At 75.0% G+C, this 24,865-nt stretch carries 27 protein-coding genes and 1 tRNA gene; 14 read left to right on the top strand and 14 right to left on the bottom strand.

Features of this window, described 5'->3' with window-relative positions; all coding sequences use genetic code 11:
• Positions 1 to 96: 96 nt before the first annotated feature.
• The 4 genes from kdpA to JUB12_RS00520 are packed head-to-tail and all read left to right on the top strand — an operon-like array spanning position 97 to position 5,422.
• Entirely contained in the window at positions 97 to 1,782 is a 1,686-nt protein-coding gene (gene kdpA, locus JUB12_RS00535) for a potassium-transporting ATPase subunit KdpA (RefSeq protein WP_205697669.1), read from the top strand.
• Positions 1,783 to 1,791: 9 nt separating this feature from the next.
• On the top strand, positions 1,792 to 2,331 hold the full coding sequence (locus JUB12_RS00530; RefSeq protein WP_205697668.1) for a potassium-transporting ATPase subunit C: 540 nt from the start codon (positions 1,792 to 1,794) through the stop codon (positions 2,329 to 2,331).
• Entirely contained in the window at positions 2,328 to 4,355 is a 2,028-nt protein-coding gene (gene kdpB, locus JUB12_RS00525; RefSeq protein ID WP_205697667.1) for a potassium-transporting ATPase subunit KdpB, read from the top strand. Before JUB12_RS00530 ends, kdpB begins: the two co-directional genes overlap by 4 nt.
• Complete coding sequence (locus JUB12_RS00520; RefSeq protein WP_241004371.1) at positions 4,352 to 5,422, top strand: histidine kinase; 1,071 nt, start codon at positions 4,352 to 4,354, stop codon at positions 5,420 to 5,422. The genes kdpB and JUB12_RS00520 overlap by 4 nt, the downstream gene beginning before the upstream one ends.
• Here JUB12_RS00520 and JUB12_RS00515 read toward each other — a convergent pair.
• Entirely contained in the window at positions 5,412 to 6,365 is a 954-nt protein-coding gene (locus JUB12_RS00515; RefSeq protein WP_205697666.1) for an NADPH:quinone oxidoreductase family protein, read from the bottom strand. The genes JUB12_RS00520 and JUB12_RS00515 overlap by 11 nt on opposite strands.
• A 216-nt stretch (positions 6,366 to 6,581) precedes the next feature.
• Here JUB12_RS00515 and JUB12_RS00510 point away from each other — a divergent pair, with 216 nt between their 5' ends.
• From JUB12_RS00510 to JUB12_RS00500, 3 genes are read left to right on the top strand one after another with little or no spacing between them, the layout of a single operon-like run.
• Complete coding sequence (locus tag JUB12_RS00510; RefSeq protein WP_205697665.1) at positions 6,582 to 7,412, top strand: ABC transporter ATP-binding protein; 831 nt, start codon at positions 6,582 to 6,584, stop codon at positions 7,410 to 7,412.
• Positions 7,409 to 8,251: an ABC transporter permease gene (locus tag JUB12_RS00505; protein WP_205697664.1), complete on the top strand. Its 843-nt coding sequence runs from the start codon at positions 7,409 to 7,411 to the stop codon at positions 8,249 to 8,251. Before JUB12_RS00510 ends, JUB12_RS00505 begins: the two co-directional genes overlap by 4 nt.
• Positions 8,252 to 8,288: 37 nt before the next feature.
• The gene (locus JUB12_RS00500) at positions 8,289 to 9,221 is read left to right on the top strand and encodes a DUF808 domain-containing protein (RefSeq protein WP_205697663.1); all 933 of its coding nucleotides are present in this window, start codon (positions 8,289 to 8,291) and stop codon (positions 9,219 to 9,221) included.
• Here JUB12_RS00500 and JUB12_RS00495 read toward each other — a convergent pair.
• Entirely contained in the window at positions 9,218 to 10,063 is an 846-nt protein-coding gene (locus tag JUB12_RS00495) for an alpha/beta fold hydrolase (RefSeq protein ID WP_205697662.1), read from the bottom strand. The two genes, JUB12_RS00500 and JUB12_RS00495, sit on opposite strands and share 4 nt — an antisense overlap.
• A gap of 36 nt (positions 10,064 to 10,099) precedes the next feature.
• Here JUB12_RS00495 and JUB12_RS00490 point away from each other — a divergent pair, with 36 nt between their 5' ends.
• Entirely contained in the window at positions 10,100 to 10,879 is a 780-nt protein-coding gene (locus JUB12_RS00490; protein WP_205697661.1) for a siderophore-interacting protein, read from the top strand.
• Here JUB12_RS00490 and JUB12_RS00485 read toward each other — a convergent pair.
• Together JUB12_RS00485 and JUB12_RS00480 are read right to left on the bottom strand one after the other, a co-directional pair.
• Positions 10,876 to 12,318 carry a DHA2 family efflux MFS transporter permease subunit gene (locus JUB12_RS00485; protein WP_241004370.1) on the bottom strand — a complete coding sequence of 481 codons (1,443 nt, stop codon included), beginning with the start codon at positions 12,316 to 12,318 and terminating at the stop codon, positions 10,876 to 10,878. The genes JUB12_RS00490 and JUB12_RS00485 overlap by 4 nt on opposite strands.
• Entirely contained in the window at positions 12,315 to 12,923 is a 609-nt protein-coding gene (locus JUB12_RS00480; RefSeq protein WP_241004369.1) for a TetR/AcrR family transcriptional regulator, read from the bottom strand. The genes JUB12_RS00485 and JUB12_RS00480 overlap by 4 nt, the downstream gene beginning before the upstream one ends.
• A 202-nt stretch (positions 12,924 to 13,125) precedes the next feature.
• Here JUB12_RS00480 and JUB12_RS00475 point away from each other — a divergent pair, with 202 nt between their 5' ends.
• Together JUB12_RS00475 and JUB12_RS00470 are read left to right on the top strand one after the other, a co-directional pair.
• Positions 13,126 to 13,359, top strand: a complete 234-nt coding sequence (locus JUB12_RS00475; protein ID WP_205697660.1) for a hypothetical protein — start codon at positions 13,126 to 13,128, stop codon at positions 13,357 to 13,359.
• The gene (locus JUB12_RS00470) at positions 13,356 to 15,263 is read left to right on the top strand and encodes an MMPL family transporter (protein WP_205697659.1); all 1,908 of its coding nucleotides are present in this window, start codon (positions 13,356 to 13,358) and stop codon (positions 15,261 to 15,263) included. Before JUB12_RS00475 ends, JUB12_RS00470 begins: the two co-directional genes overlap by 4 nt.
• 55 nt (positions 15,264 to 15,318) lie before the next feature.
• Here the strand turns inward: JUB12_RS00470 and JUB12_RS00465 are convergent.
• Positions 15,319 to 15,391, bottom strand: a tRNA-His gene (locus JUB12_RS00465).
• Between the two features lie 67 nt (positions 15,392 to 15,458).
• Between JUB12_RS00465 and JUB12_RS00460 the strand changes: the two genes are divergently transcribed.
• A complete protein-coding gene (locus tag JUB12_RS00460) occupies positions 15,459 to 16,397 on the top strand; it encodes a DUF892 family protein (RefSeq protein ID WP_205697658.1) in 939 nt (312 codons plus the stop codon).
• Positions 16,398 to 16,451: 54 nt separating this feature from the next.
• Here the strand turns inward: JUB12_RS00460 and JUB12_RS00455 are convergent, their stop codons facing one another.
• From JUB12_RS00455 to JUB12_RS00420, 8 genes are read right to left on the bottom strand one after another with little or no spacing between them, the layout of a single operon-like run.
• Positions 16,452 to 16,910, bottom strand: a complete 459-nt coding sequence (locus JUB12_RS00455) for a lasso peptide biosynthesis B2 protein (RefSeq protein ID WP_205697657.1) — start codon at positions 16,908 to 16,910, stop codon at positions 16,452 to 16,454.
• Between the two features lie 16 nt (positions 16,911 to 16,926).
• Positions 16,927 to 18,498: a polyamine aminopropyltransferase gene (locus tag JUB12_RS00450; protein WP_205697656.1), complete on the bottom strand. Its 1,572-nt coding sequence runs from the start codon at positions 18,496 to 18,498 to the stop codon at positions 16,927 to 16,929.
• 2 nt (positions 18,499 to 18,500) lie between these two features.
• On the bottom strand, positions 18,501 to 18,932 hold the full coding sequence (locus JUB12_RS00445; protein WP_205697655.1) for a DUF350 domain-containing protein: 432 nt from the start codon (positions 18,930 to 18,932) through the stop codon (positions 18,501 to 18,503).
• 6 nt (positions 18,933 to 18,938) lie between these two features.
• Positions 18,939 to 19,652 (bottom strand): hypothetical protein, encoded by a 714-nt coding sequence (locus JUB12_RS00440; protein ID WP_205697654.1) that lies wholly within the window; start codon positions 19,650 to 19,652, stop codon positions 18,939 to 18,941.
• Positions 19,649 to 20,083, bottom strand: coding sequence for a DUF4247 domain-containing protein (locus JUB12_RS00435; RefSeq protein WP_205697653.1), 435 nt, complete (start codon positions 20,081 to 20,083; stop codon positions 19,649 to 19,651). The genes JUB12_RS00440 and JUB12_RS00435 overlap by 4 nt, the downstream gene beginning before the upstream one ends.
• Positions 20,080 to 20,583: a DUF2617 family protein gene (locus JUB12_RS00430; RefSeq protein WP_205697652.1), complete on the bottom strand. Its 504-nt coding sequence runs from the start codon at positions 20,581 to 20,583 to the stop codon at positions 20,080 to 20,082. Before JUB12_RS00430 ends, JUB12_RS00435 begins: the two co-directional genes overlap by 4 nt.
• Positions 20,580 to 20,852, bottom strand: a complete 273-nt coding sequence (locus JUB12_RS00425) for a hypothetical protein (protein ID WP_205697651.1) — start codon at positions 20,850 to 20,852, stop codon at positions 20,580 to 20,582. The genes JUB12_RS00430 and JUB12_RS00425 overlap by 4 nt, the downstream gene beginning before the upstream one ends.
• Positions 20,849 to 21,454 (bottom strand): DUF4178 domain-containing protein, encoded by a 606-nt coding sequence (locus JUB12_RS00420; RefSeq protein WP_205697650.1) that lies wholly within the window; start codon positions 21,452 to 21,454, stop codon positions 20,849 to 20,851. Before JUB12_RS00420 ends, JUB12_RS00425 begins: the two co-directional genes overlap by 4 nt.
• 185 nt (positions 21,455 to 21,639) lie before the next feature.
• Between JUB12_RS00420 and JUB12_RS00415 the strand changes: the two genes are divergently transcribed.
• A complete protein-coding gene (locus JUB12_RS00415; protein WP_205697649.1) occupies positions 21,640 to 22,077 on the top strand; it encodes a response regulator in 438 nt (145 codons plus the stop codon).
• A 22-nt stretch (positions 22,078 to 22,099) separates the two neighbouring features.
• Here the strand turns inward: JUB12_RS00415 and JUB12_RS00410 are convergent, their stop codons facing one another.
• Positions 22,100 to 22,282, bottom strand: a complete 183-nt coding sequence (locus tag JUB12_RS00410; RefSeq protein WP_205697648.1) for a hypothetical protein — start codon at positions 22,280 to 22,282, stop codon at positions 22,100 to 22,102.
• 67 nt (positions 22,283 to 22,349) lie between these two features.
• On the opposite strand from JUB12_RS00410, the gene JUB12_RS00405 reads away from it, so the two are divergent.
• Complete coding sequence (locus JUB12_RS00405) at positions 22,350 to 24,155, top strand: metal ABC transporter solute-binding protein, Zn/Mn family (RefSeq protein ID WP_205697647.1); 1,806 nt, start codon at positions 22,350 to 22,352, stop codon at positions 24,153 to 24,155.
• Positions 24,137 to 24,865, top strand: coding sequence for a metal ABC transporter ATP-binding protein (locus JUB12_RS00400; protein ID WP_205697646.1), 729 nt, complete (start codon positions 24,137 to 24,139; stop codon positions 24,863 to 24,865). Before JUB12_RS00405 ends, JUB12_RS00400 begins: the two co-directional genes overlap by 19 nt.

Below are 24,865 nucleotides of genomic sequence, written 5' to 3'. Positions count from 1 at the left end.
GGACTTCCTCGGCATCCCCGGCGACGTGTGGGCGGTGCTCCTCGCGGCCGCCGTCTTCGCCGTCCTCGCCCTCGCCGTCGAGGGGCTGGACCGGCTGTGAGCGCCGCGGGGATCGCCCAGGTCGTGCTCTTCGTCGCGCTCCTGGTCGCCATCACGCCGCCGCTCGGCGGCTACATGGCCGCGGTCTACACCGGCCGGCGCACCTTCCTGACGCCGGTCGTCGGCCCGCTCGAGCGCGGCCTGCTGCGGCTCCTCGGCGCGCGCGCCGACGAGGAGCAGGGCTGGAAGGCCTACGCCCGCAGCCTGCTGGTCTTCAGCGCCCTGTCGTGGACCGCGCTCTACGTCCTGCTGCGGCTGCAGTCCGGCATGGGCGGCGCCGCGCCGGCCGACGCGACGTTCAACACCGTCTCGTCGTTCGTCACGAACACGAACTGGCAGTTCTACGCCGGCGAGACGACGATGACCAACGTCAGCCAGATGGTCGGGCTGGCGGTGCAGAACTTCCTCAGCGCCGCGGCCGGCATGGCCGTCGCCGTCGCGTTCATCCGCGCCATCGCGGCCCGCAGCGGACGCACCGTCGGCGCGTTCCACGTCGACCTCGTCCGCGGCCTGGTCCACGTCCTGCTGCCGCTGAGCGTCCTGCTCGCGCTGCTCTTCGCCTCGCAGGGCGTCGTCCAGACGCTCGCCTCCACGCACGACGGCATGGCGGTCGGCCCCGTCGCCTCGCAGGAGGCGATCAAGCTGCTGGGCACCAACGGCGGCGGCTTCTTCAACGTCAACTCCGCCCACCCGTTCGAGAACCCCAACGGCTTCACGAACGTCGTGCAGCTGCTGGCGATCCTCGCCATCCCCGCGGCGCTCACCGCGACGTTCGGCCGGATGGTCGGCTCGCGCCGTCAGGGGTGGGCGATCTTCGCCGCGATGACGGTCCTGTTCCTCGCCGGGGTCGCGATCGTCTACGCCGCGGAGGCCGGCGGCTCGCCCGCGCAGCACCTCGCGGGGATCGCCGGCGGCAACATGGAGGGCAAGGAGACGCGCTTCGGCATCGGCGGCTCCTCGCTGTACGCCGTCGTCACCACCGTCGCCTCGTGCGGCGCGGTGAACGCGGCGATGGAGTCGCTGACCGGCATCGGCGCGGCGGTCCCGCTGGCGAACATGATGACCGGCGAGGTCGTCTTCGGCGGGGTCGGCTCCGGGCTCTACGGGATGCTGCTCTTCGTCCTGCTGGCGGTCTTCCTCGCCGGCCTGATGGTGGGCCGCACGCCCGAGTACCTGGGCAAGAAGCTCGAGGCGCGCGAGATCCGGCTCGTCGCGATCGGAACCCTCGCGGTGCCGCTGCTCGTGCTCGTCGCGACCGCGGTCGCGATCCGCTCGGGGTACGGCGACCCGTCGATCCTCAACGGCGGCCCGCAGGGCTTCGCCGAGACGCTGTACGCCTACGTCTCGCAGGGCAACAACAACGGCTCGGCGTTCGCGGGCTACACCGGGTTCGTCCAGCCCGACGGCTCGAACGCCGGCGCCTTCGGCATCACCTTCGCCGACCTGCTCGGCGGGCTGGCGATGCTCCTCGGGCGCTTCGGGCCGATGGTCGCCGTGCTGGCCGTCGCGGGCGCGCTCGCGGGCAAGAAGGTCGCGCCCGTCGGCCCCGGGACGTTCCGCACGGACACGGGGACGTTCGTCGCCCTGCTCATCGGCGCGGTCCTGCTCGTCGCGCTCCTGACCTTCGTCCCGGCCCTGCTCCTCGGACCCGTGGTCCAGGGCCTCACCGACCAGCTCTTCTAGGGAGGGCAGATGCTCCAGGACCTGCGTCGCAGCGCGGTGGCCGTCGTCGTCCTGACGGTCCTGCTCGGCGTCCTCTACCCGCTCGCCGTCACTGGGATCGCCCAGCCGCTGTTCGGCGCGAAGGCCGACGGCGACGCCCGGCTCGTCGCCCACGCGCCGTCCAGCGCGCCCGGCCTGTTCCAGCCGCGACCGTCGGCCACCGACTTCAGCGCCACCGCCACGTCCTTCTCCAACGCCGGACCGAACGGCGAGGACACCGCCGAGGCGATCAAGGCCAACGCCGAGGCCTACGCCGCGCGCGAGGGCATCGCCGTGCGCGACGTGCCCAACGACGCCGCGCAGACCTCGGCCTCGGGGATCGACCCCGACATCTCGCCGGCCAACGCCCGGATCCAGGCGCGCCGGGTGGCGCGCGAGCGCGGCCTGCCCGCCGACCGGGTGCTCGACGTCGTCGCCGCCGTGCGGCGCGGCCGGCTGCTCGGCGTCGTCGGCGAGCCCACGGTGAACGTCAACGACCTCAACGACCGGATCGAGGAGCTCACCCGATGAGGGACACCGCCCTGCTGCGCGCCGCGGCGGTCGACGCGCTGCGCAAGATGGACCCGCGCCAGGTGGCGGGCAACCCGGTCATGCTCGTCGTCGAGCTCGCGGCGATCCTCGTCACCGTCGTGTGGGCGACGGGCGCCGACCGCGACCAGCCCGGGTGGTTCGGCCTCTCGGTCGCGGCGTGGCTCTGGGCCACCGTGTACTTCGGGACGCTCGCCGAGGCGCTCGCCGAGGGTCGCGGCAAGGCCCAGGCCGACACGCTGCGCGCGATGCGCACCGACACCGTGGCCACGCTGCGCGACGGGACGAGGAAGAGCGCGGCCGAGCTCCGGCGCGGCGACGTCGTCGTGGTCGAGGCCGGCGAGCTCATCCCGGGTGACGGCACGGTGGTCGAGGGCATCGCCTCGGTCGACGAGTCGGCGATCACCGGCGAGTCGGCCCCCGTCGTCCGCGAGGCCGGAGGCGACCGCAGTGCCGTGACTGGCGGCACCCGCGTCCTGTCGGACCGCATCGTCGTCGAGGTCACGCAGGAGCCGGGGCAGTCCTTCCTGGACCGGATGATCTCCCTCGTCGAGGGCGCCCAGCGCCGCAGGACGCCCAACGAGGTCGCACTCGGGATCCTGCTCACGGCACTGACGCTGATCTTCCTCGTCGTCGTCGTGACGCTGCGGCCGTTCGCCGACTACGCCGGGGCCACGGCGTCGATCACGACACTCGCGGCGCTGCTCGTCGCGCTCATCCCCACGACGATCGGCGCGCTGCTCAGCGCGATCGGCATCGCCGGCATGGACCGCCTCGTGCGCCGCAACGTCCTGGCGCTGTCGGGCCGCGCGGTCGAGGCCAGCGGCGACGTCGACGTCCTGCTGCTCGACAAGACCGGGACCATCACCCTCGGCAACCGCCAGGCCGCGGCGTTCGTGCCGATGCCGGGCGTCGCCGAGGGCGAGCTGGCCGAGGCGGCGCAGCTCGCGTCGCTGGCCGACGAGACGCCCGAGGGCCGCTCGATCGTCGTGCTGGCCAAGCAGTACGGGATCCGCGAGCGCGAGCTCGTGACCGTCGGCGCGGGCGCGATGCACTTCGTCCCCTTCACGGCCGAGACGCGGATGAGCGGCGTGGACCTCGACGGCTCGCGGCTGCGCAAGGGCGCGGGCGACGCGATCGTGCGGTGGGTCGAGGAGGAGGGCGGCGTGGTCCCCGCGGAGTTCGCGCCCGCGCTCGAGCGCATCGCCCGCGACGGCGGCACGCCGCTGGGTGTGGTGCGCGACGCGCGGGTCCTCGGGGTCGTGCACCTCAAGGACGTCGTGAAGGACGGCATGCGCCAGCGCTTCGACCAGCTGCGCGCGATGGGCATCCGCACGGTCATGGTGACCGGCGACAACCGGCTGACCGCGGCGAGGATCGCCGAGGAGGCGGGCGTCGACGACTTCCTCGCCGAGGCGACCCCGGAGGCCAAGCTCGCGCTGATCCGCGAGCAGCAGGCCGAGGGCCGGATGGTCGCCATGACCGGCGACGGGACCAACGACGCGCCGGCGCTCGCGCAGGCCGACGTCGGGGTGGCGATGAACACCGGCACCCAGGCGGCGCGCGAGGCGGGCAACATGGTCGACCTCGACTCGAACCCGACGAAGCTCATCGAGGTCGTCGAGGTCGGCAAGCAGCTCCTGATCACCCGCGGCGCGTTGACGACGTTCTCGATCGCCAACGACGTGGCGAAGTACTTCGCGATCCTGCCGGCGATCTTCGCCTTCACCTACGCCGCGAGCCCCGGCACGCGCGGCCCGCTCGACGACCTCAACGTCATGGCCCTGGGGACCCCCGAGTCGGCGATCCTCAGCGCGATCATCTTCAACGCGCTGGTCATCCCGGCGCTGGTGCCGCTCGCCCTGCGCGGCGTGCGATACCGCGCCGAGGCGGCGACGGCGATGCTGCGGCGCAACCTCCTGCTCTACGGCGTCGGCGGCCTCGTCGCCCCGTTCGTGGGCATCAAGCTCATCGACCTCGTGGTGCACGGCATGCTCGGGGCGTGAGCAGCCACCGCGTCGTCCTCGGCATGGCGGCGGGCGTCGGCAAGACGTTCCGGGCGCTGCAGGAGCTGCGGGCGGCCGCCGACGCCGGGCGCGACGCGGTCGTCGCCTACCTCGAGCCGCACGGGCGCTCGGCGACCGTCGCCGAGGCCCAGGGGCTCGAGCTGCTCGCACGCCGCACCGTCAGCCGGGGCGGCGTCGCGCTGACCGAGCTCGACCTGCCGGGCGTGCTGGCGCGCGCGCCGGAGCTCGTCCTCGTCGACGAGCTCGCGCACACCAACGCGCCGGGGCTCGAGCACGCCAAGCGCTGGCAGGACGTCGAGGCGCTGCTCGCCGCCGGCATCGACGTGCTGTCGACGGTCAACGTCCAGCACCTCGAGTCGCTCAACGACCTCGTGCACGAGATCACCGGCGTGCGCGTGCGCGAGACGGTCCCCGACCGCGTGCTGGCCGAGGCCGACGAGGTGGTCGTCGTCGACGTCTCGCCCGCGGCGCTGCTGGACCGGCTGCGCGCCGGGCTCGTCCACCCACCCGATCGCGTCGAGGCGGCGCTCAACGGCTTCTTCAAGGTCGAGCACCTCGGCGCGCTGCGCGAGCTCGCGCTGCGCCAGGTGGCCGAGGCGGTCGAGGCGCGCCGCCGGCGCGACGTCCCCCTGGGGACCCGGGCGGGCGACGCGCCGGACGTGGCCGAGCGGCTGCTGGCCTGGGTCCCGGACCCCGCCGCCGGCGAGCCGGTGGTCCGCCGGTCGTGGCGCTCGGCCCAGCGCCTCGCCGCGCCGCTCACCGTCCTGGTGACCCGCCCGGTGCGCCCGCCGGAGCCGCCCGAGCAGGCGGCGCTGGACGCGCTCTCGCGCCTGTGCGCGGCCCTGCGGGTCGAGCTCCTGGTGCGCGAGGCCGACGAGGCGGTCGAGGCGGTCGTCGCCGTCGCGCGCGAGCTCGACGCGACCTACGTCCTGCTCGCGCCGCCTGCGCGACGCCGGCTGCGCGCCTCGCCCGTCGACCGGCTGGTGGAGGCGCTGCCCGGTGCCGACGTGCGGCTCGTGCGCGACCGCGGCGCCGTCAGCGGCTGACGCGGACCACCGGCTTGCCCACGACCGTCCGGGACTCGAGGTCGCGGAAGGCCTGGGCGCCGTCGGCGAGGTCGTGGACCGACCCGACCAGCGGCCGGACGTGCCCCTGCTCGAACCAGCGCATGAGGTCGGCGTGCGCGTCGAGGGCGAAGCGCTGGTCGATCGGCAGCATGCCGCCGAAGTTCACGCCGACGACGTCGTGATGGCGCAGCAGCAGCCGGTTGACCTTGACCTCGGGGATCGTCCCGCTCGCGAAGCCGATGACGAGCAGCCGGCCGAAGGGCGCCATGCAGCGCAGGCTCTGGTGGAACGCGTCCCCGCCGACGGGGTCGACCACGAGGTCTGCGCCGCGGCCGTCCGTGAGCTCCTTGACCGCCGCGACCCAGTCCTCGCCCGCGTCGAGCACGTGCGTCGCGCCCGCCTCGCGCGCGGCCTGCCGCTTGTCGTCGGTCGACGCGACCGCGATGACCTGCGACGCCTCGAGCGCGCGGGCGACCTGGATCGCCGCCGAGCCGACGCCACCCGCCGCGCCGTGGACGAGCACGGCCTCCCCTGCCCGCATGCGCCCGCGCCGCACGAGCGCGAGGTGGGCGGTCTGGTAGTTGATCGGCAGGGCCGCGGCCTGCTCGTCGCTCAGCGCGTCGGGCACCGGGAACAGCGCGAAGCCCAGCGCCGGCGCCACCTCCGCCAGCGCGCTGAACATCGCGAGCGCGATCACGCGCTCGCCGGTGTCGCGCCGGCGGCCGACGAGCTCGCTGGCCGGCGTGAACGGCGGCGGCGGCTTGAGCTGGTACTGCCCGCGCGTCGTCAGCAGGTCGACGAAGCCGATGCCGACCGCGTCGACGTCGACCAGGACGAGCCCGTCCTGCTCGGCCGGCTCGTCGACCTCCTCGAGGAGGAGGCCGTCAGGGCCGGTGAGCTCGTGGACCCGCAGCGCGCGCATGGGCGCGCATCATCGCGGGCGTGGCGGTCAGCGGCAGCCCCGAGAGCCGACGCGACACCAGCCGCCCGGCCGCCCCACGGGCCGCTTGCCCGCCTTCGGCGCCGAAGCCGGGTTCGGCGACGTCGAGGTGCGCGAGCGCCTGCGCACCGTGTGGGGCAGCCTCGAGCTCCTCACCGCGACACGACCCTGACACGGGCGCCGCTAGCCTCGCGGCGCGTGGCGGCCCTGGAGGTGCGACAGCTCGTCAAGGCCTACGGCGGCGGCGTCACGGCGCTGCGCGGCGTCGACCTCGTGGTCGAACCCGGCGAGCTCGTCGGCCTGCTGGGGCCCAACGGCGCCGGCAAGTCGACGCTCGTCAAGTCCGCCTGCGGGCTCGTGCGTCCCACCGGCGGGACGATCACCGTCGGCGGCGCGCCCGCCGGCTCGCCGGCCGCCCGCGCGCAGATCGGCTACCTCGCCGAGCTCTTCCGCTTCCCCGGCTGGGCCCGCGCCGACGAGGTCCTCACGCTGCACCAGCAGCTCGCGGGCTCGGGCGGCGGCGCGGCCGAGCGCACCGAGCTGCTGGCCCTGGTCGGGCTGAGCGAGGCCCGCGACCGGCGCGTCGAGGCCATGTCCAAGGGCATGCAGCAGCGCCTCGGCCTGGCCCAGGCGCTCGTCGGCGAGCCGAAGCTCCTGCTGCTCGACGAGCCGACGAGCGCGCTGGACCCCGTCGGCCGGCGGATGGTCCGCTCCGTCCTGCTCGAGCTGCGCGAGCGCGGCCACAGCGTCCTGCTCAACTCGCACCTGCTCAGCGAGGTCGAGCTCGTCTGCGACCACGTCGTGATCATGCGCGGCGGCGAGGTCGTCAGCGCCGGCCGGCCCGAGGACCTCGTCCGCGGGCGCGGCGTCGAGGTCGACCTGGCGGGCGGCACCCGGCTGTTCGAGGGCGCGGGACGCGACGACGCGCCGCGCATCGTCGCGGAGCTCGTGGCCGCCGGCGAGGAGGTCTTCGGCGTCCGGGTGCTGCAGTCGACGCTCGAGGACGTCTACGTGGAGGCGGTGTCGTGAAGGTCGTCGCGCTGCACGCCATCCGCGAGTCCGTGCGCCGGCGGGTCTTCGCCGTCGTGCTCGCGTTGAGCGTCGTCTTCCTCGGCCTCTACGCCTGGGGCACCAACGAGCTGTTCGACGACGTCGGCGGCTTCGCGGGCAACGAGTTCGGTGTCGAGGCCGAGACCGTCGCCGGCGCGACCGTCCTGGGCCTCGGGATGTTCGCGATCCTCTTCCTCGGCGCGGTCCTGGCGACGTTCCTGACCCACGGCGCCGTCCGCGGCGACGCCGACAGCGGGCTGCTGCAGCCGCTCATCGTCCGGCCGCTGGGCCGCACCGCGTACGTCGGCGGGCGCCTGCTGGCGGCGGGCACGGTGAGCGCGCTCTACGCGATGGTCCTCTTCGGCGGCTGCGTCGTCATCACCGGCCTGGCGGGCTGGTGGCCCGACCGCGTCCTGGCGCCGATGCTCGGCCTCGCCGGCGCGACGGTCGTCATCGCCGCGCTCTCGCTGCTGGGCTCCGTCCTGCTCTCGGCGACGGCCAACGGCATCGCGGTGTTCATGGTCTTCGGCGCGGGGCTCATCGCGGGGCTGCTCGGCCAGATCGGCGAGGCGCTGAGCTCGGAGACGCTGACGAGCATCAGCGACGTCGCGACGTGGGTGCTGCCGTTCGAGGCGCTCTACCAGGACGGCCTCGCGCTCCTGACCGCCGACGTGGGCGGCACCACCGAGGCGATCGTCACCCTCGGACCGTTCGGCGGCGCGCAGGACAGCGGCGCACTGCTGTACCCGTTCGCGGTCGTCTACGTGGCGGCCGTGTTCGCCGCCGCGGCGGCGCTGTTCGCACGCCGCGACCTGTGACGACCTCTCACGGTCGGCACCCTTAGGGTGTGCAAGCGTGAGCGCCGGTCTCGCCGCCCTGCTGGACGACGTCGCCGCGCTGGCTCGCCTGGCCGCGGCGTCGGTGGACGACGTCGCCGCGGGAGCGGGGCGCGCCTCCATGAAGGCGGCGGGGGTGATCGTCGACGACGCGGCCGTGACGCCGCGCTACGTCGAGGGCTTCAAGCCCGAGCGCGAGCTGCCGGTCATCAAGCGCATCGCCGTCGGGTCGCTGCGCAACAAGCTGCTGTTCATCCTGCCCGCGCTGCTCGTCCTGAGCGAGTTCGTGGACTGGCTGCTCACGCCGCTGCTCATGGTCGGCGGCGTCTACCTGTGCTTCGAGGGCGCGGAGAAGCTCTGGGAGATGCTGCGCCCGCACGCGCACGAGGCGCAGGAGGGCGGCGGCGTCCACACGCCCGAGCAGGAGCAGGAGCTGGTCTCGGGCGCCATCCGCACCGACTTCATCCTCAGCGCCGAGATCATGGTCATCTCGCTCAACGAGGTGACCGACGAGGCGTTCGTGTCCCGCGCGCTGATCCTCATCGCGGTCGCCTTCGCGATCACGGCCGTCGTCTACGGCGCGGTGGCGGCGATCGTGAAGATGGACGACGTCGGCCTGCGCCTCGTCCAGACCGGCAAGGGCGCCGCCGCGTCGTTCGGGCGCGGCCTCGTGCGCGCCATGCCGATCGTCATGAGCGTCCTCTCGAAGGTCGGCATCGCGGCGATGCTGTGGGTCGGCGGCCACATCCTGCTCGTCGGCCTCGACGACCTCGGCCTCCACGCGCCCTACGACCTCGTCCACGACCTCGAGCACGAGGTCGACCACGCGCTCGGCGCCGTCGGCGGCGTGGCGGCGTGGCTGACGAACACGCTCGCGTCGGCGGTCCTCGGCGTGCTCGTCGGCGCGGTCGTCCTGGCGATCCTGCACCGCCGCCACGCCGCCGCGCACTAGCCGGCCAGGCGAAGCACCTCGCGGACGACGAGCTCGGGCTCGGTGAACGGGACGAGGTGGGCCGAGCCCGGCGCCTCGACCAGCCGCGCGTCCGGCAGGACCTCGGCCGTCCGGCGGTGCGCCGCGACGATCGCGCTGCGCACCTTGCGGTCGGCGCGCGTGGGCCTCGTGCCGGTGATGACGCTGACCGGGATCCCGTCGAGACGCGGCGGCGCCGCGCGCAGCGCCTCGAGCTCGTCGATGAAGACGTCGAGCTCGGCCCCCATCGCCGCGGCGGCCGCCGGCGTGAAGTCCTCCGCGCGGTGGTCGGCGACGACGTCGGCGGGCTGGTGGCGGCCGGGACGGCTGCCGACGAGCCGGTAGAGCCCGACGCGCGCCATCGGCCCGACCATCCGCGCCGACGCGGTGAAGCGCTTGCGTGAGGACGGCTCGAAGTACAGGTCGCAGTGCTCGTCGACCTGGTCGACGAGGACGACGCCGCGCACCGCGCCGGGCCCGAGCGCCGCGGCGGCGGTCCGCACGACCGGCCCGCCCCAGCTGTGGCCCACGAGGACGAACGGCCCGTCGCCGAGCTCGGCGAGCAGGGCCAGCAGGTCGTCGCGCAGGTGCTCGAGCGTGCGCGGCCGCGGGTCGCGGTCGCTGCGCCCGAGGCCGGCCCGGTCGTAGACGACCGTGCGCGCCTGCTCGGCGACGTCCGGCACCACGAGCCCCCAGCTCGAGCGCGACAGGCCCATGCCCGCGTCGAGGACGACGGTCACGTCGCCCGCGCCCCGGACCATGGCGTGCAGGCGCCGGCCGTCCGCGAGCGTGACGTGGCGCGACTCACCGAAGGTGTGCGTCATGGTGTGGCAACCGTATTAGGGTCCCCGAACGCACGCATGAGCGACAAGCGCCCCTTCCCCCTCCACACCGGCGTCGCCGAGGTCGTGGCGGTCGAGCAGCTCTCGCCGCGGATGCGCCGCGTGCGCTTCGCGAGCGAGCGCTTCGGCGCGGGGTTCGGCGTCGAGCAGCCCGGCGAGGTCATCACCCTCGGCTGGCCGCCCGTCGACGCCGGCGGGCCCGCGCCGCCGCAGAGCGGCTTCGGCGGCAAGTGGAAGTGGGTGCTCAAGTCCTCCGTGGGGACCGAGCACTGGCGCAACTTCACCGTCCGCGCCCACCACCCGGCCGCCGCGGCGATCGACGTCGACCTCTTCGCCCACGGCGACGTCGGCCGCTTCTCGTCGTGGGCCGACACGGCGAAGGCCGGCGACCGCCTCGCCTTCGCCGGCCCGCGCATCGACTGGTCGCCGTCGCCCGACGCCGCATGGACGCTGCTCGTCGCCGACGAGACGGGCCTGCCCGCGCTGCAGGCGGCCGTCGAGGTCCTGCCCGCCGGCCACCGGGCGTTCGCGGTGGTCGAGGTCGCCGGCCCCGAGGAGGAGCGCCCCGTCGGCAGCCGCGCGGACGTCACGTGGACGTGGGCGCACCGCGGCGACGCGCCGCCCGGCACGACGACGCGGCTGCGCGACGCCGTGCTCGCCCTGTCCCTGTCCCACGGCGACGGACAGGTGTGGGGCGGCGCGGAGAGCACCGCGATGCGCGACATCCGCCGCGCGCTCCAGGGGCGGCCGGAGCCGCCCTCCATGGCGATGCGCGGCTACTGGAAGCGCAAGGGCTAGGCCGGCACGGCCTCCGGGTCGAGGCTGCTCGCCGTCCGCTGCGCCGAGGCCCGCGCGCGGTCGCTCGTGGCGAGCACCCCGAGCACGAGGACCGCGGCGCCACAGGCCGTCAGCGTCCACCAGGCCGGGCGGGTCGCCGCGACGAAGTCGGCGGCGCCGATCCCGCTCCCGGTCGCCGCGATGGCACCGACCACGGCGACGCCCAGCGCCTGGCCGAACTGCCGGGACGTCGTGGCGATGGCCGCCGCCACCCCGGCTTGGGCGCGCGGCATGCCGGAGACCGCGGCGTTCGTGATCGGCGCGTTGACGAGGCCGAACGCGACCCCGAACAGCGCGTAGGCGGCCACGAGCCACGCCATCGACGTCCCGGGGGCCAGCTCGACGAGCATGAGGCACGAGGCGGCGAAGCCGGCGCCGGCGATGGTCAGCGGCGCCCGCGGCCCGCGGCGCCCCACCAGGGCCCCCGACACGGGCGACAGCGCGAAGATCATCACGGCGATCGGGATCACCGCCGCTCCCGCCTGGACGGGCGACAGGCCCCGGACGTCCTGCAGGTACATGGTGTTGAGGAACAGGAAGCCGCCGAAGGTCGCGAAGGCGACGACCGACAGGGCGATCGAGCAGGAGAAGGCGACCGAGCGGAAGAAGCGCAGGTCGACGAGCGGCTCGGACCGTCGCGGCTCGTAGGCCAGCAGCGCGACGAGCGCCGCGACGGCGGCGCCGAACGCGCCGACGATCAACGGTGCGGTCCAGCCGGCCTCCGGCGCCTCGATGATCCCGAACGTCACCGACGCGAGCAGGACCGCGACGAGCACCTGCCCGACCGGGTCGAACCTCCGAGCCCGCGGGGCCTTGGACTCGGGCACGTAGCGGCGCACCAGCGCGATCGCGAGCAGGCCGAGCGGCAGGTTGATCAGGAAGATCCACCGCCAGCTCGCCGCGGAGACCAGCGCCCCACCGACGATCGGACCGAGCGCGAGCGACACGCCGAACGCCGCGCCCCAGACCCCGACCGCCTGCGCGCGCTCGCGCGGGTCGGTGAAGGTGTTGGTGATGATCGACATCGCGACCGGGTTGAGCATCGATGCGCCCGCGCCCTGGAGGACGCGCGCGACCACCAGGAGCTCGACGGTGGGCGCCACGCTGCACAGGACCGACGCGGCCGTGAACAGCGCGAGGCCGACGGTCAGCACGCGCTTGCGGCCGAAGCGGTCGGCCGTGGAGCCGGCGACGAGCAGGAGGCTGGCCATGACGACGTTGAAGGCGCTGACCGACCACTGCAGCCACGCGAGGTCGGCGTCGAGCTGCTGGCCGATCGACGGCAGCGCGACGTTCACCGCCGTCACGTCGAGTCCGCCGATGAGGAGGCTCATCGAGCAGATGAGCAGGACGCCGACGCGCTGCCGGCGGGTGAGTGCGGTGGGCCCGGGCGGCGTCACGCGTCCTCCAGCAGGCGGCCGAGCCCGTCCAGGATGACGTCGAGCCCGAAGAGGAACTCCGCGTCGTAGTCGTAGCCGACCTCGGCCACGTGGCCGCCGACCACCTCGACGAGGTTGGGGAAGTCGACGAGCGCGTCGGCGTAGTCGACCATCTGCCGGCGGGCCTCCGCTGCGAAGTCCTCGGGCGTCCTGGAGGACATGTCCGTCTGCTGCAGGGCGAAGCCGTAGACGTAGGCGTCCTGGACCGACATGGCGTGGATCGTCATCTCGACCGAGAAGCCCGCCGCGCGCAGGCACCCGAGCACGGCGTCGTGCACCCGCAGGTTGGCCGGTCCGTGGGTGGTTCGCCCCTCCATCTGCCCGACCGCCCACCGATGGCGCAGCAGGGCCTGCCGCGTGGACACCGCGCGCTTGCGCAGCTCCGCCTTCCAGTCGCCTCCGGCCCTGGGCGGCTCGATCTCGGCGAAGACCAGGTCGATCATCCCGTCGAGCAGGTCCTGCTTGCTGGCGACGTGGTTGTAGAGCGACATCGCCTCGACGCCCAGCTCCTTCGCGAGCGCCCGCATCGAGAGCTCGCCCAGGCCGCGCTCGTCGGCGAGCGCCACGGCCGCGTGCAGGACCCGCTCGCGGTTGAGCCGCGGGCGGGAGGTCGACGAGCTTCGGCTTCGAGGAGGCAGCGGGGATCTCCGGACGGTCGTTGCGGGGCGCCCTGCGGCGCCCGGCTTGACGTACTTACGGCGTAAGTGTACAACGCCGGCCGACGGTACTTACAGCGTAAGTACAACGACGACCTGGAGGACCCGCCTCATGCCGACGCGACGTGCCCTGACCACGACGACCCGCTGGGTCCTGCGCCACAAGAAGCTCGTGGTGGGCCTCTGGGTGGCGCTCGCCCTCGCGGGCATCGCCGCAGCCGGACCGGCCGACCGGTCCTTCGACCAGCAGTTCTCGCTCCCCGGCGAGGAGGCGTTCGTCGTCAACGACCGCGTCGCGAAGACCTACGGCAACGGCGGCGACGCCGCCCCGCTGGTCCCGGTGTGACGCTGCCACGCGGGGCGACGGTCGAGTCGCCGGAGGTCCAGGCGCAGCTGCGCGCGGCCCTGCACCGCATCGCGAAGGCCGTCCCAGGCTCGCGGATCGCGTCGTTCGCCTCGACCGGTGACCGCACCTTCGTCTCACGCGACGGCCGGACCACCTTCGCCCTGGTCTTCATCCCGGGCAAGGGCGGCATCGACCCCGGCCAGCACGAGGCGCGGGCGGCGCAGGACGCCGTGGCGCGCGTCACCGTCGGCGGCGCGCCCGTCCGGGTCACCGGCCTCGACGCGCTGCGCGCCGGCGCCGCCGACGGCGGACAGGGCGGCGGCGCCGGCCTCGCCGCCGAAGCGGCGATCGCCGGCGGCGGCGCCCTCCTCGTCCTCGCCTTCGTCTTCGCCTCGTGGATGGCGGTCGTGCCGCTGCTCATGGCGGCCGCGGCGATCCCGACGACGTTCCTGGCGGTCTGGCCGCTCGCCAGCGCGACGGACGTCTCCGTCATCGTCAAGGTCCTGATCGCGCTCGTCGGCCTCGCCATCGCGATCGACTACGCGCTGCTGGTCGTGGTGCGATGGCGCGAGGAGCGCCAGCGCGGGGCGACGCCGGAGGGCGCCGTCGTCGCGGCCATGGAGCACGCGGGCCGCGCCGTCGTCTTCAGCGGCACGACGGTGGCGATCTCCCTGCTGGCGCTCGTCGTCCTGCCCGTGCCGTTCCTGCGCAGCATCGGCATCGCCGGGATGCTCATCCCGCTGGTCAGCGTGGCCGTCGCCCTGTCGCTGCTGCCGGTCGTCCTGAGCACGCTGGGCCCGCGGCTGGACCGCCGCCACGCCGCGCGCCAGGACCGACCCGGCCGGGGCTGGTCGGCCTGGGCCGGCTTCGTCGTCCGCCACCGTGCGAGCGCCGCGGTGCTGTCGGGCGCCGTGCTCGTGGGCCTGGTCGTCGCCGCATCGACGATCCAGCTCGGCAACCCCCGGGCCGAGTCGCTCGCCGGCGCCGGGCCGGCCCGCGCGGGGCTCGACCAGCTCGAGCGGTCGGGCATCGGCACCGGCCCGCTCTCGCCGTTCGACACGCTCGTGGCGGGCGGTGACCCGCAGCGCGTCGTGGCGACGCTCGAGCGCCTCGAGGGCGTGCGCGGGGTGATCGCGCCCCGCGACTGGCGACAGGAGGGCACGTCGCTGGTCTCCGTGGTGCCGACGGCCGACGGCAACTCCCCGGCGGGCCGGGCGACGCTCGACCGCATCCGCGCGGCGACCGGCCAGGACGCCCTGACCGGCGGAGAGGCGGCGCAGAGCGCGGACTTCCTCGATGCCGTCTACGGCGACGTCGTGCTCGTCATCGGCCTCATCGCCGGCCTGACCTTCCTCCTCCTGGCCCGCGCCTTCCGCTCGATCGTCATCCCGCTCAAGGCGGTGCTGCTCAACCTGCTCTCCGTGGGCGCCGCCTGGGGCCTGATGGTGCTCGTCTGGCAGCACGGGCTGGGCTCGGAGGCCGTCTGGGGCATCGAGGCGACCGACGCGATCAACGTCGAGATGCCGATCGTCGTCTTCGCGTTCCTGTTCGGGATCTCGATGGACTACCACGTGTTCATCCTCAGCCGGATGCGCGAGGCGTATGACCGCACCGGCTCCACGGAGGCCGCCGTCGTGGAGGGCATCGGGCGCACCGGCCGGCTGGTGACGAGCGCGGCGCTCATCCTCGGCCTGGCGTTCGTCGCCATGAGCACCGCCCCGGGGACCGAGGCCAAGATGTTCGCGACCGCCCTGGGGGGCGGCATCCTGCTGGACGCGACGCTCATCCGCGGTGTGCTCGTCCCGGCGACCGTCGCGCTGCTCGGACGCTGGAACTGGTGGCTGCCGCGGCGCGCGGCGCGCGCGCTGCGCGTGGTGCCGGCGCCGTCTCCGGCCTCGCGCTGAGGCCGGCGCCTCCCTCGACGACGAAGCCCCGCGGACCACGCGGGGCTTCTTGAGGGGTGAGCGAGGGGACTCGAACCCCCGACCGCCTGGACCACAACCAGGAGCTCTACCAACTGAGCTACGCCCACCGCGCCGAGCGGCAGGATAGCGCTGCATTCGCGACTACACGGCGCCGTGACGGGAACACACGCGTTCATGCCCACCGAGCAGACGTCGCGGGAGCTCAAGATCGTCCAGTACCTCGTGGAAGCACACGGGAAGGAGAAGGAGCTCGAGACCGCACTGCAGGCGCACATCAAGATGGCCTCCAAGGCCACCTACAAGAAGCGCCTCCAGGACCACCTGAAGGAGACCAAGGCGCAGAGCAAGAACCTCGAGAAGCGCATCAAGCAGCTGGGTGGTGCGCCCGACGGCCTCAAGGTCCCGGAGCCCGTCGCCGACGCGGCGGCGGCCGCGAACTCCGTCGCCAACAAGGCGGTGTCGCTGGCCAAGGGCACGGCGCACGCCATCCGCGGCGTGAGCGAGGCCGAGAAGCAGCTCAAGAACGCGAAGACCGAGCTGTGGAACGAGCACGAGGAGATCGCCAACTACCTCGCGATCGAGGCGCTGGCCAACGAGCTCGACGACAAGGAGACCGCCAAGCTCGCGGTGACCCACCGCAAGCAGGAGGAGCGCATGGCCGCGTTCCTCGAGAAGCAGATCCCGCAGCTGACCAAGGCGGTCGTCAAGGAGGAGATCCCGGCGGCCGAGCGCAAGGCCCCGACCAACGGCGGCTCGCGCTCCTCGCGCAGCACGTCGCGCTCGTCGTCGTCGCGCTCGACGTCCTCGGGCTCGTCGCGCAGCACGTCGCGCTCGTCGTCCTCGGGCTCCTCGCGCTCGTCGTCGGCGAAGTCCTCCGGCGGGTCGTCGCGCAGCACGTCGCGCTCCTCGGCGGCGAAGTCGTCGGGCGGCTCGTCGCGCACGACCTCGCGCGCGAAGAGCAGCGGCTCCACCTCGCGCGCCAAGAGCAGCGGCACGACGTCGCGCGCCAAGAGCAGCGGCTCGTCGTCCTCGCGCGCGCAGTCCAGCGGCTCCGGCTCGTCGTCCAGCCGGCGCAGCAGCGGCGGCTCGAGCGGCAGCGGCTCCTCCTCCTAGCGGCTTGCGGCCGGCCCTGCCCGCGGACTGCGGGGCCGGCCGCTCCAGCTCCTCCTACAGCTCCGTGAGGCGCGCGAAGGCGCCTGGGGCGAGCACGGGCCGCCCGGCCACCTCGACCCACGCGTGCGCGCCGAAGCCCTCGCCGTCCGAGCCCTCGCCGGCCGACGGCTTCACGCCGATGACGACGGTCCCCGGCAGCGACCGGCGCGCGAGCATCGCGACGAGCACGAGCGATCGCGCGAGGCACGTCGCGTCGACGGGCAGCGGCCCGAGCGTGCGCGAGACGACGCGTCCGAGCCGCACGCTCTGCTCCAGTGCGTCGCGGTCCTCGGGTGCGAGCGGGCCGGGCGCGAGCGCCCGCAGGTCGACCAGCACGTCGCGCAGGTCCTCGCGGCTCATGCGCCGGCGCACGGCGGCGTACGTGCGTAGGACCTCGGCCACCAGGCGCAGCTTGGTCGCGGGCGCCAGCGCGCCGCGCACGGGCAGCGGCTGGGAGGCGGGCGCCGCGGGCATCGAACCGGACGCTAGCTCACTCGTCGCGCCACCCGCGACGGCTGTAGCGGACGATCGACGGCCGGTCGAGCGTCGACGCGCGCACGCGCAGCCGCCGGCGGTCGGGCGCGAACGTCGCGGCGGCGCGCAGCGTCGGGGCGTCGAGCGTCGCGAGCCGCGCCGGCGGGTCGAGCCCGAGCGCCGGCGGGCGCGAGCCTCGCTGGGCCAGCACGTAGCCCCAGTCGCCGAAGGACGGCACGTCGACGTGGTACGGCCGCGTCGCCAGCCCAGCGGCCGCGACCGTCCGCTCGATGCACCAGAACGCCTCCGGGGCGAACCACGGCGAGCCGGCCTGGACCACGAGCCGCCCGCCGGGGGCCAGCACGCGGCGCCCGAGCATCCCGTACTGCTCGACGCTGTAGAGCTTCGCGAGGTCCTCCGAGTCGGGGTCGGGGAGGTCGACGAGCACGACGTCGTAGCTCGCCGCCGCCGCGCCGCGCGACCAGCTGAACGCGTCGCGGTTGACGACCTCGACGCGCGGGTCGGCGAACGCGCCGCCGTTGAGCCGGCGCAGCTCCGGCCGCTCGCGCGCGAGCCGGACGACCGCCGGGTCGAGCTCGACGACCGTGACGTGGCGCACGTCGCGGTAGCGCAGGACCTCGCGCAGCGCGAGCCCGTCACCGCCCCCGAGGACCAGCACGCGGTCGTGGCGGCCCGCCATCACCGGGTGCACGAGCGCCTCGTGGTAGCGGCGCTCGTCCACCGAGGAGAACTGCAGGTCGCCGTTGAGGAAGAGGCGCACGTCGCGCCCGTCGAGCGACTCGGTGAGCGTGATGTCCTGGTAGCGCGACTGGACGTGGGCGACGATCGGGTCGTCGTAGAGCGCCTGGCGCGCGCTGGCCTCCACCGACCCCGCGGTGGCCGCCGCCACGCCCAGCCCCGCCAGCACGGCCAGGAGCGCGGCGCCGAGCACCGCCACCGCGGTGCGGGAGATCCACCCGCGCAGCAGCCAGAGGACGACCGCGCCGCCCAGGGCGTTGACCGCGCCGAACGCGAGTGCCGCCTGGACCTGGCCGAGCGCGGGGAGGATCACCAGCGGGAACGCCAGGCCGACCGCGAACGCCCCGACGTAGTCGGCCGCCAGCAGGGTCCCCACCGCCCGGCCCGCCGCCTCGCTGCGCAGCCGCCCGACGATCGACACCAGCAGCGGGATCTCCGCGCCCACGAGCGCGCCGAGCAGGACGCTGACGATCCGCACCGCCGGCGCGTAGAGGTCGAGCCACGCGTAGGCGGCGAACAGCCCGAGCGCCGAGAGGCCGCCCGCCAGGGCGACCGCGCACTCAACCGCGACGAAGCCCTCGACCGCGCGCGTCGTCGGCACCCGTCCCGCCGCCCACGAGCCGAGGCCCATCGCGGCGACGAACGTCCCGAGCACCAGCGCCGTCTGCTCGGTCGACGAGCCGAACAGGACCGTCCCCAGCGCGACGATGACCAGCTCGTAGGCGAACCCGCAGATCGCGCAGACGAGCGTCGCGCCCAGGACGATGCGGCGGGCGCCGCGCGGCCCGAGCGCCGCGGGCAGCGGCAGGGGCGCCTGGGCGACCGCCACCGCTACGAGATCGCCGCGGCGATCATCGCGCCCACCGCGACCAGCGCCGCCCCGGTGACGTACGCCGCCGCCGGGTCCTCGTGCTCGTCGGCGAGGATCTCCCCGAGCTTGGCGGGCATGAGCCGGTCGAGCGAGACGAACGCGACCGCGAGCAGGATGAGCCCGACGGCGCCGAAGCCCGCGGTCTCGGCCAGGCCCTTGTCGAGGTCGCCCTCCGACGCGAGGATCGCCGACGTGACGATCGCGCCGACGGCCAGGAAGCCGGCGGCGACGACGATGCCCGCGTCGCGACGGCGGTCGTGGACGATGAGGTGCGCGAGCTTGCCCGGCGTGAGCATGTCGAGCACCATGAAGCCGGCCATCATCAGCGCGATGCCGACCCCGCCGTAGAGCAGGCCGGCGAGCAGGTCGTGGGCGAAGTCCTGGAGGTCCATCGGCGATCAGCGCTCCGTCTGGGTCGTGGAGGTGGTGGCGGGCGTCGTGCGTGGCGGCGGGGCGGTCCTGCGCTCCTTGCGCCGCGCCCAGAAGAACCACGCGACGCCGCCCACGAGGAGGACGAGCCCGAGGCCGAGCGTCGTCCCGTTCTCGCGCAGGAAGTCGCTGCCCGGCGAGTTCGTCGGCGTGCCCTGCTGCGCGGCGGGCTGCGTGGTCGGCTCGAAGGGGACGTAGGGCAGGCCGGCCTGGTCGGCGACGAGCGCCGGCAGCGCGCCGGCCATGTTCACCACGGCCGTGTCGTCGTCGCCGCCCAGGAGGTCGCCGTCGCCGAAGCCCAGTGCCCGCAGCCCGTCGGTGAGCGCGACCTCGTCGTAGCGGTCCGTGAGCACGACGAAGGTCGCGGAGTCCTCCGACTCGCTGGACTCGCTCGTGTACGTGACGTCGACGTCGAGCTTCACGCTGCCCTTCGTGCAGCGCGCGTCGCCGAGCTCGAGCGGCTGGTCGGGGCCGAAGCTCGAGCCGACCTGCTGGCTCGGCGAGCCCTGGTCGCTCAACCGGATCTCCCAGCCGTAGCAGACGCCCTGGGCCTCGAAGGCGTCCGCGAGGTCGTTGGCCAGCTCCGTCGCGTCGGCGGGTTCGAGCAGCAGCGCGTGGGCGGCGGCGGGCAGCGCGAGCACGCTCGCCAGGGCGCACAGCAGCGCGACGAGCGCCCGCCTCACTTGCCGCCTCCGGGACCGCCGCCGCGGAAGGACTCCCCGCGGCCGCTGTAGGTCCCCCACCACCCGCCGACGTACGGGTAGAAGAAGCCGTAGCCGTCGCGCTCGCGCGCGAGCAGGACCTTCGACCCGCGCCCGCCCGGGCCGCCGAGCACGCCGACCATCTGGTTGGAGTAGCGCAGGAAGAGGCCCGAGGCGGTCGTCCGCCGCTCGGCCGGCTTGTGGCGCTTGGCCAGCGCGGCGGCGAGCACCGACGGACGTTCGCGGCAGGTGAAGGCATCGGCGCGCCGGCCCTGCGGGTCGCGCTCGACGCCCGTCGACCGGCAGCGGTCCTCGACGAAGCCGCGCACCGAGCTCGTCCCGCGCGCGACCGAGTAGCCCACGACGAGCAGGCCGACGACCGCGACCACGAGCCCCCAGCGCCCGACCGTCACGCCACCACCAGCCGGCTGTGCGTGCGGACGACCTCGCCCGTGCCCGGGTACAGGTGCCACGTCGTCCACGCGGCGCCGCCCTCGACCGGCCGGCAGAGCATCGCGGTCAGCGCCTCGCGCGCGCCCGGGAAGACGCCGACGATCGCGGCGGCGTCCGTCTCCGCGGCCGCCCGCAGCTCGGCGGCGCGCTCGCGCAGCGCCACCGCCCCCGGCCGCTCGACCGACGAGCGGAAGACGTAGCGCGCCGGTCCGTCGTGGCGCTCGAGCCAGCCCGGTACCGCGGTGTCGGCGCCGGGCACGCACGCCACCGTCTCGCGCAGCTCCGTGCCGTCGCAGCGGGCGATCGCCTGGTGCGACGCGCCGAGGATCCGCAGCTCGACCTCCACCCCGCCGGCCGCCACGACGCACCGGCCGAGCGCGGGCTGCTCCTCGAGCGCGAGCGAGAACCGCAGGTTCGACGCCCGCGCGTCGGCGAACGGGACGTCGAGCTGGGCGATCACGCGCCGCCGGCCTCCGCGCGCAGGCGCGCGACGAGCGCCTCCTGCTCGCGCAGCCGCGATCGCTGGTGCTCGAGCTCGGTGCCCACCCGCGCGACGACCGCCTCCCAGCGCTCGGCCAGCGCGCCGAGGTCCGGGTCGGCCCCGGCGGCGCCGGCGCGCACGCGCAGCCGCTCGGCCTCCTGGCGCGCCTCGGAGCGCTCGTGCACCAGCGCGTTGAGCCGCGAGCGCAGCGCCAGCTCGTCGAGCAGCGCGTCGTCGAGCGCGCTCATGCGCCCTTGGGGTAGACGTCGAGGGCCGCCTCGGGCACGACCGTCCCCAGCGACGTCTCCCAGCCGCCCGTGCCGTAGCGCTCGAAGCCCAGCCGCTTGTCGCCCGCGACGAAGTCGGCGTACTCCATCTCGCCGCGCTCGCGCTCCCCCGCCGCCTCGCGGACGACGAACCGGGCCCGGCCGCGCTCCTCGCGCCGGTAGGTGACGCCCTCGTGGACGACCTCCGGCGCGGTCGGGTCGAGGTCGAGCCCGCCGAGCTTCTCCCACACCGCGACCTCGACGCCCTCGTCGTCCTCCACCGACAGCCACAGCCTGCGACCGCCGATCGCGTCGAGGAGCAGGTGCTCGTGCCAGCGGAACCCGTCCTCGTCGAACTCGACGGTCCGGTCGACGAGGAAGTCGGTCCCGTCGTGGTGGACGACGTCGCCCGGCGCCAGGCGCCGGACGTCGCCGGTCAGCATCCGCTGCTCGTCCAGCGGCGACTGCAGCGCGCCGCGCTCGAGCACCGCCCGGCGTTCAGCGTCCGCGGAGCGCCGGCGCGAGAGGGCGACGGCCCCGGCGGCGAGCGCGCCGAGGACGACGATGACGACGACGACCTCCATGGGCGGACCGTACGGACGGGCCCGGACGGCCCGGTGATCAGCTCGTGGTGTCCGACACCGGACATGACGCCATCGTCACTTCTGGGGAGCCGGGTCGACAGCGCGTCAGGTCCCGACCAAGATTCCCGACAGGGGAAGGGCGGCCGGAGACGGACCGCCGGAGGTACCTGAGTCGGGGAGGCGCGATGGACGCGCGGCAGGACGCCGGACGCGGGGCTTGGACGGCCCGGGAGCGCGGCGCAGAGGACGAAGGGCAGCCGATCCGGCTGCTGGTGGCCGAGGACGACCATGCCTGGCGCGCGGCGCTCACCGCCGCGGTCCGGGCGGACCCGCGGTTCACGCTGCTGGCGGCGGTCGCCGACGCGCTGGACGCCGTCGCCGCCCTCGCGCTGCGACCACACCTGGTGCTCACCGACGTGCACATGCCGCCTGGGCCGGACGGCTTCCACGTCATCCGGGCCGCGGCGGCCGCGGGGGTGCCGGCGGTGGCGATGAGCTCCGACGAGTCGTGGCGCGAGCTCGTGCGCGACGCCGGCGGTCTGGCGTTCGTGAGCAAGGCCCTGCACCTGCGGTCGCTGCTCGACGCCGTGGCCGAGGCCCACGCCCGCCACCACGAGGGCTGACCAGTGCAGCGGCGCTGAGCGATCAGCCGCCGCTGCCGGCCAGCAGCGTCGAGGCGGCCAGCACCGCGGCGACGAGCAGCACGACGGTGATGCGGTGCAGGCGGGCGGACGTGAGCCACGCCCAGGCGCGCGTCTGCAGGTAGCTCCGCGCGCCGGTCGCCGCCGCACCCGCCGTCATCGCCCCCATCGCGCACTGCATGCACATGGCGCCACCGTACCGCTTCGCGTCCGTTCATGAGACTGGGTCTCGTTCTGGTGTACTGTGCGGCGCCGTGCCCGACCTCCTGACCCTGCCCTTCGCCCAGCGCGCCCTCCTCGAGGTCGTGCTCCTGGCCGTCGCCGCGGGCCTCGTCGGGACGTGGGTCGTCCTGCGCGGCCTGGCGTTCCTCGCCCACGCCGTCGGGACCGCGACCTTCCCCGGCCTCGTCGTCGCCGACGGCCTGGGCTTCGCCGCCGTGCTGGGGGCGGCGGGGACGGGCGGCGCGTGCGCCGCGGGCGTCGCGTGGGCGGCGCGCCGGGGCGGTGAGCGCCACGACGCGCACACCGCCCTCGCGCTGGTCGCCGCCGTCGCCGCCGGCGTCGTCCTCGCCAGCGACGTCTTCCGGTCGCAGGCCAGCGTCGAGTCGCTGCTCTTCGGCAGCCTGCTCCTGGTCGACGACGGGGACCTGGTGCTGGCCGGCGCCGCGAGCGCGATCGCCGCGCTGGCGACGCTCACGCTCGGACCGCGATGGCTCGCCGTCGGCTTCGACGGCACGAGCGCGCGGGCGCTCGGTGCACGCCCCCGCCTCACCGACGCGCTGCTCGTCGCCCTGGTCGCGCTGCTGGCGCTCGCCGCGCTGACGACGCTCGGCGCGCTGCTGGTCCCGGCGCTCGTCGTCGTGCCCGCCGCGACGACGCGGCTGGTCTGCCGGCGCCTCGCCACGTGGCAGGTCGCGACGGTGGGGCTCGTGGTGGCCGAGGGCGTGGCCGGCGTCTGGCTCGCGCTCGAGCTCGACACGCCGCCCGGCGCGACGATCGCGGCGCTCGGCGCGAGCGTCTTCGTGCTCGTCGCGCTGGGGCGGGCGCTGCGCTCGCCCGGCAGGGGGCGGCACGCCGCGGTGGGGGCCGCGGCGGTCGTCGCCGCCGTCGGGGCCGCGGGGTGCGGCTCCGGCGGCGACGACGACCCGGGCGCCGGGCGGCTGCAGGTGGTCGCCACGACGACGCAGATGGGCGACCTGGTCCGGGAGGTCGGCGGGGACCGCGTCGAGGTCGTGCAGCTGCTCGAGCCCAACAGCGACCCCCACGACCACGAGCCCCGCCCGAGCGACGTGCGGGCCGTGGCGGAGGCCAAGCTGGTCGTCGCCTCGGGCGACGGGCTCGACGGCTGGGTGCAGGAGGTCGTCGACCGCTCCGGCAGCACGGCGCGCGTGCTCGACGCCGGCAAGGGCCGGCCCGTCGTGCTCGAGCCCGGTGAGGAGGCCCGCCACGACCACGGCGCCGAGGACGAGCACGCCGGCGAGGAGGCGCACGACCACGGCGACACCGACCCCCACTGGTGGCACGACCCGCGCAACGTCGTCGCGGCGACCGCGCGGATCGCCCGCGCCCTCGGCGACGCCGCGCCCGCGGGGCGCGCCGCCTTCGACGCCGCCGCCCGCCGGTACGTGGAGCGCACCCGCCGCACCGACCGCACGGTCGCCGCGTGCTTCGCGCGCATCCCCCACGACGACCGCCAGCTCGTCACCGACCACGACGCGTTCGCGTACTTCGCCCACCGCTACGACCTGCACGTCGTGGGCGCCGTCATCCCGTCGACGACGACCCAGGCGCAGGCCTCGGCCGGCGACCTCGCCGAGCTGCGCCGCACCATCCGCCACGAGGGCGTGCGCGTCGTCTTCCCGGAGAGCTCGCTCAACCCGCAGCTAGCCCGGACCGTCGCCCGAGCCGCGGGCGCCCGGATCGGCGACGCGCTGTACGCCGACACGCTCGGTCCCGCCGGCTCGCCGGGCGCGACGGTGCTCGGCGCGCTGCAGGCCAACGCCGACCGCCTGGTGCGCGGCCTGACCGACGGACGGCAGGGATGCCCGAGCCGGTCCTGACCCCGCTGGTGCGCGCGGAGGGACTCGTCGCCGGCTACGGCGGCGCCCCCGCGCTCACCGGCGTCTCCTTCGACGTGCGGCCCGGGCAGCGCCTCGCGGTGCTCGGCCCCAACGGCGGCGGCAAGACGACGCTCTTCCGCGTGCTGCTCGGCGAGCTGGCCCCGCTCGCGGGCCGGCTCGAGCTGCCGCGCTGCGCCGTCGTGCCCCAGACCGACCGCTCGCGCCTGGACTTCCCGGTCAGTGCTCTCGACGTGGCCGTGATGGGCGCCCTGTCGCGGCTGGCGTGGTGGCGCCGGCCGGGGCGCGCAGAGCGCCGGCGCGCGCACGAGGCGCTGGAGCGCGTCGGCCTGGGCGACCGCGCCAGGACGACCTTCGGCGAGCTCAGCGGCGGCCAGCGCCAGCGCGTGCTCGTCGCCCGCGCGCTGGTGCAGGACGCCCCCGTGCTCCTGCTCGACGAGCCGTTCACCGGCCTGGACGCGGCCAGCGCCCACCGTCTCGAGGCGCTGCTGGCCGACCTCGCCGCCGAGGGCCGGGCACTGCTGGTCGCCACCCACGACGTCGAGCAGGCCCGCCGCTGGGAGCGCGTGCTGTGCCTCAACGGCGAGCAGGTCGCCTTCGGGGCGCCGTCGGTGCTCGACGCCGCGGTGCTGGCCCGCGCCTACGGCGCCGACGTCGTCGCGCTGCCGGTCTGCGGGCGCGACGCACGCTGA

Source organism: Conexibacter sp. SYSU D00693, from assembly GCF_017084525.1.
Lineage (GTDB): Bacteria > Actinomycetota > Thermoleophilia > Solirubrobacterales > Solirubrobacteraceae > Baekduia.
Note: the sequence above shows the minus strand (reverse complement) of the source record. Positions and strands in the feature narration are given on the sequence as shown.

What these genes read in the sequence shown, in the direction of transcription:
- JUB12_RS00400 (WP_205697646.1), top strand. Translation starts at nt 24,137, where the DNA reads ATGCCCGAGCCGGTCCTGACCCCGCTGGTGCGCGCGGAGGGACTCGTC.
- JUB12_RS00495 (WP_205697662.1), bottom strand. Translation starts at nt 10,063, where the DNA reads ATGACGCACACCTTCGGTGAGTCGCGCCACGTCACGCTCGCGGACGGC.
- JUB12_RS00445 (WP_205697655.1), bottom strand. Translation starts at nt 18,932, where the DNA reads ATGGACCTCCAGGACTTCGCCCACGACCTGCTCGCCGGCCTGCTCTAC.
- kdpB (WP_205697667.1), top strand. Translation starts at nt 2,328, where the DNA reads ATGAGGGACACCGCCCTGCTGCGCGCCGCGGCGGTCGACGCGCTGCGC.
- JUB12_RS00530 (WP_205697668.1), top strand. Translation starts at nt 1,792, where the DNA reads ATGCTCCAGGACCTGCGTCGCAGCGCGGTGGCCGTCGTCGTCCTGACG.
- JUB12_RS00475 (WP_205697660.1), top strand. Translation starts at nt 13,126, where the DNA reads ATGCCGACGCGACGTGCCCTGACCACGACGACCCGCTGGGTCCTGCGC.
- JUB12_RS00515 (WP_205697666.1), bottom strand. Translation starts at nt 6,365, where the DNA reads ATGCGCGCGCTGCGGGTCCACGAGCTCACCGGCCCTGACGGCCTCCTC.
- JUB12_RS00410 (WP_205697648.1), bottom strand. Translation starts at nt 22,282, where the DNA reads ATGTGCATGCAGTGCGCGATGGGGGCGATGACGGCGGGTGCGGCGGCG.
- JUB12_RS00460 (WP_205697658.1), top strand. Translation starts at nt 15,459, where the DNA reads ATGCCCACCGAGCAGACGTCGCGGGAGCTCAAGATCGTCCAGTACCTC.
- JUB12_RS00415 (WP_205697649.1), top strand. Translation starts at nt 21,640, where the DNA reads ATGGACGCGCGGCAGGACGCCGGACGCGGGGCTTGGACGGCCCGGGAG.
- JUB12_RS00425 (WP_205697651.1), bottom strand. Translation starts at nt 20,852, where the DNA reads ATGAGCGCGCTCGACGACGCGCTGCTCGACGAGCTGGCGCTGCGCTCG.
- JUB12_RS00490 (WP_205697661.1), top strand. Translation starts at nt 10,100, where the DNA reads ATGAGCGACAAGCGCCCCTTCCCCCTCCACACCGGCGTCGCCGAGGTC.
- JUB12_RS00420 (WP_205697650.1), bottom strand. Translation starts at nt 21,454, where the DNA reads ATGGAGGTCGTCGTCGTCATCGTCGTCCTCGGCGCGCTCGCCGCCGGG.
- JUB12_RS00455 (WP_205697657.1), bottom strand. Translation starts at nt 16,910, where the DNA reads ATGCCCGCGGCGCCCGCCTCCCAGCCGCTGCCCGTGCGCGGCGCGCTG.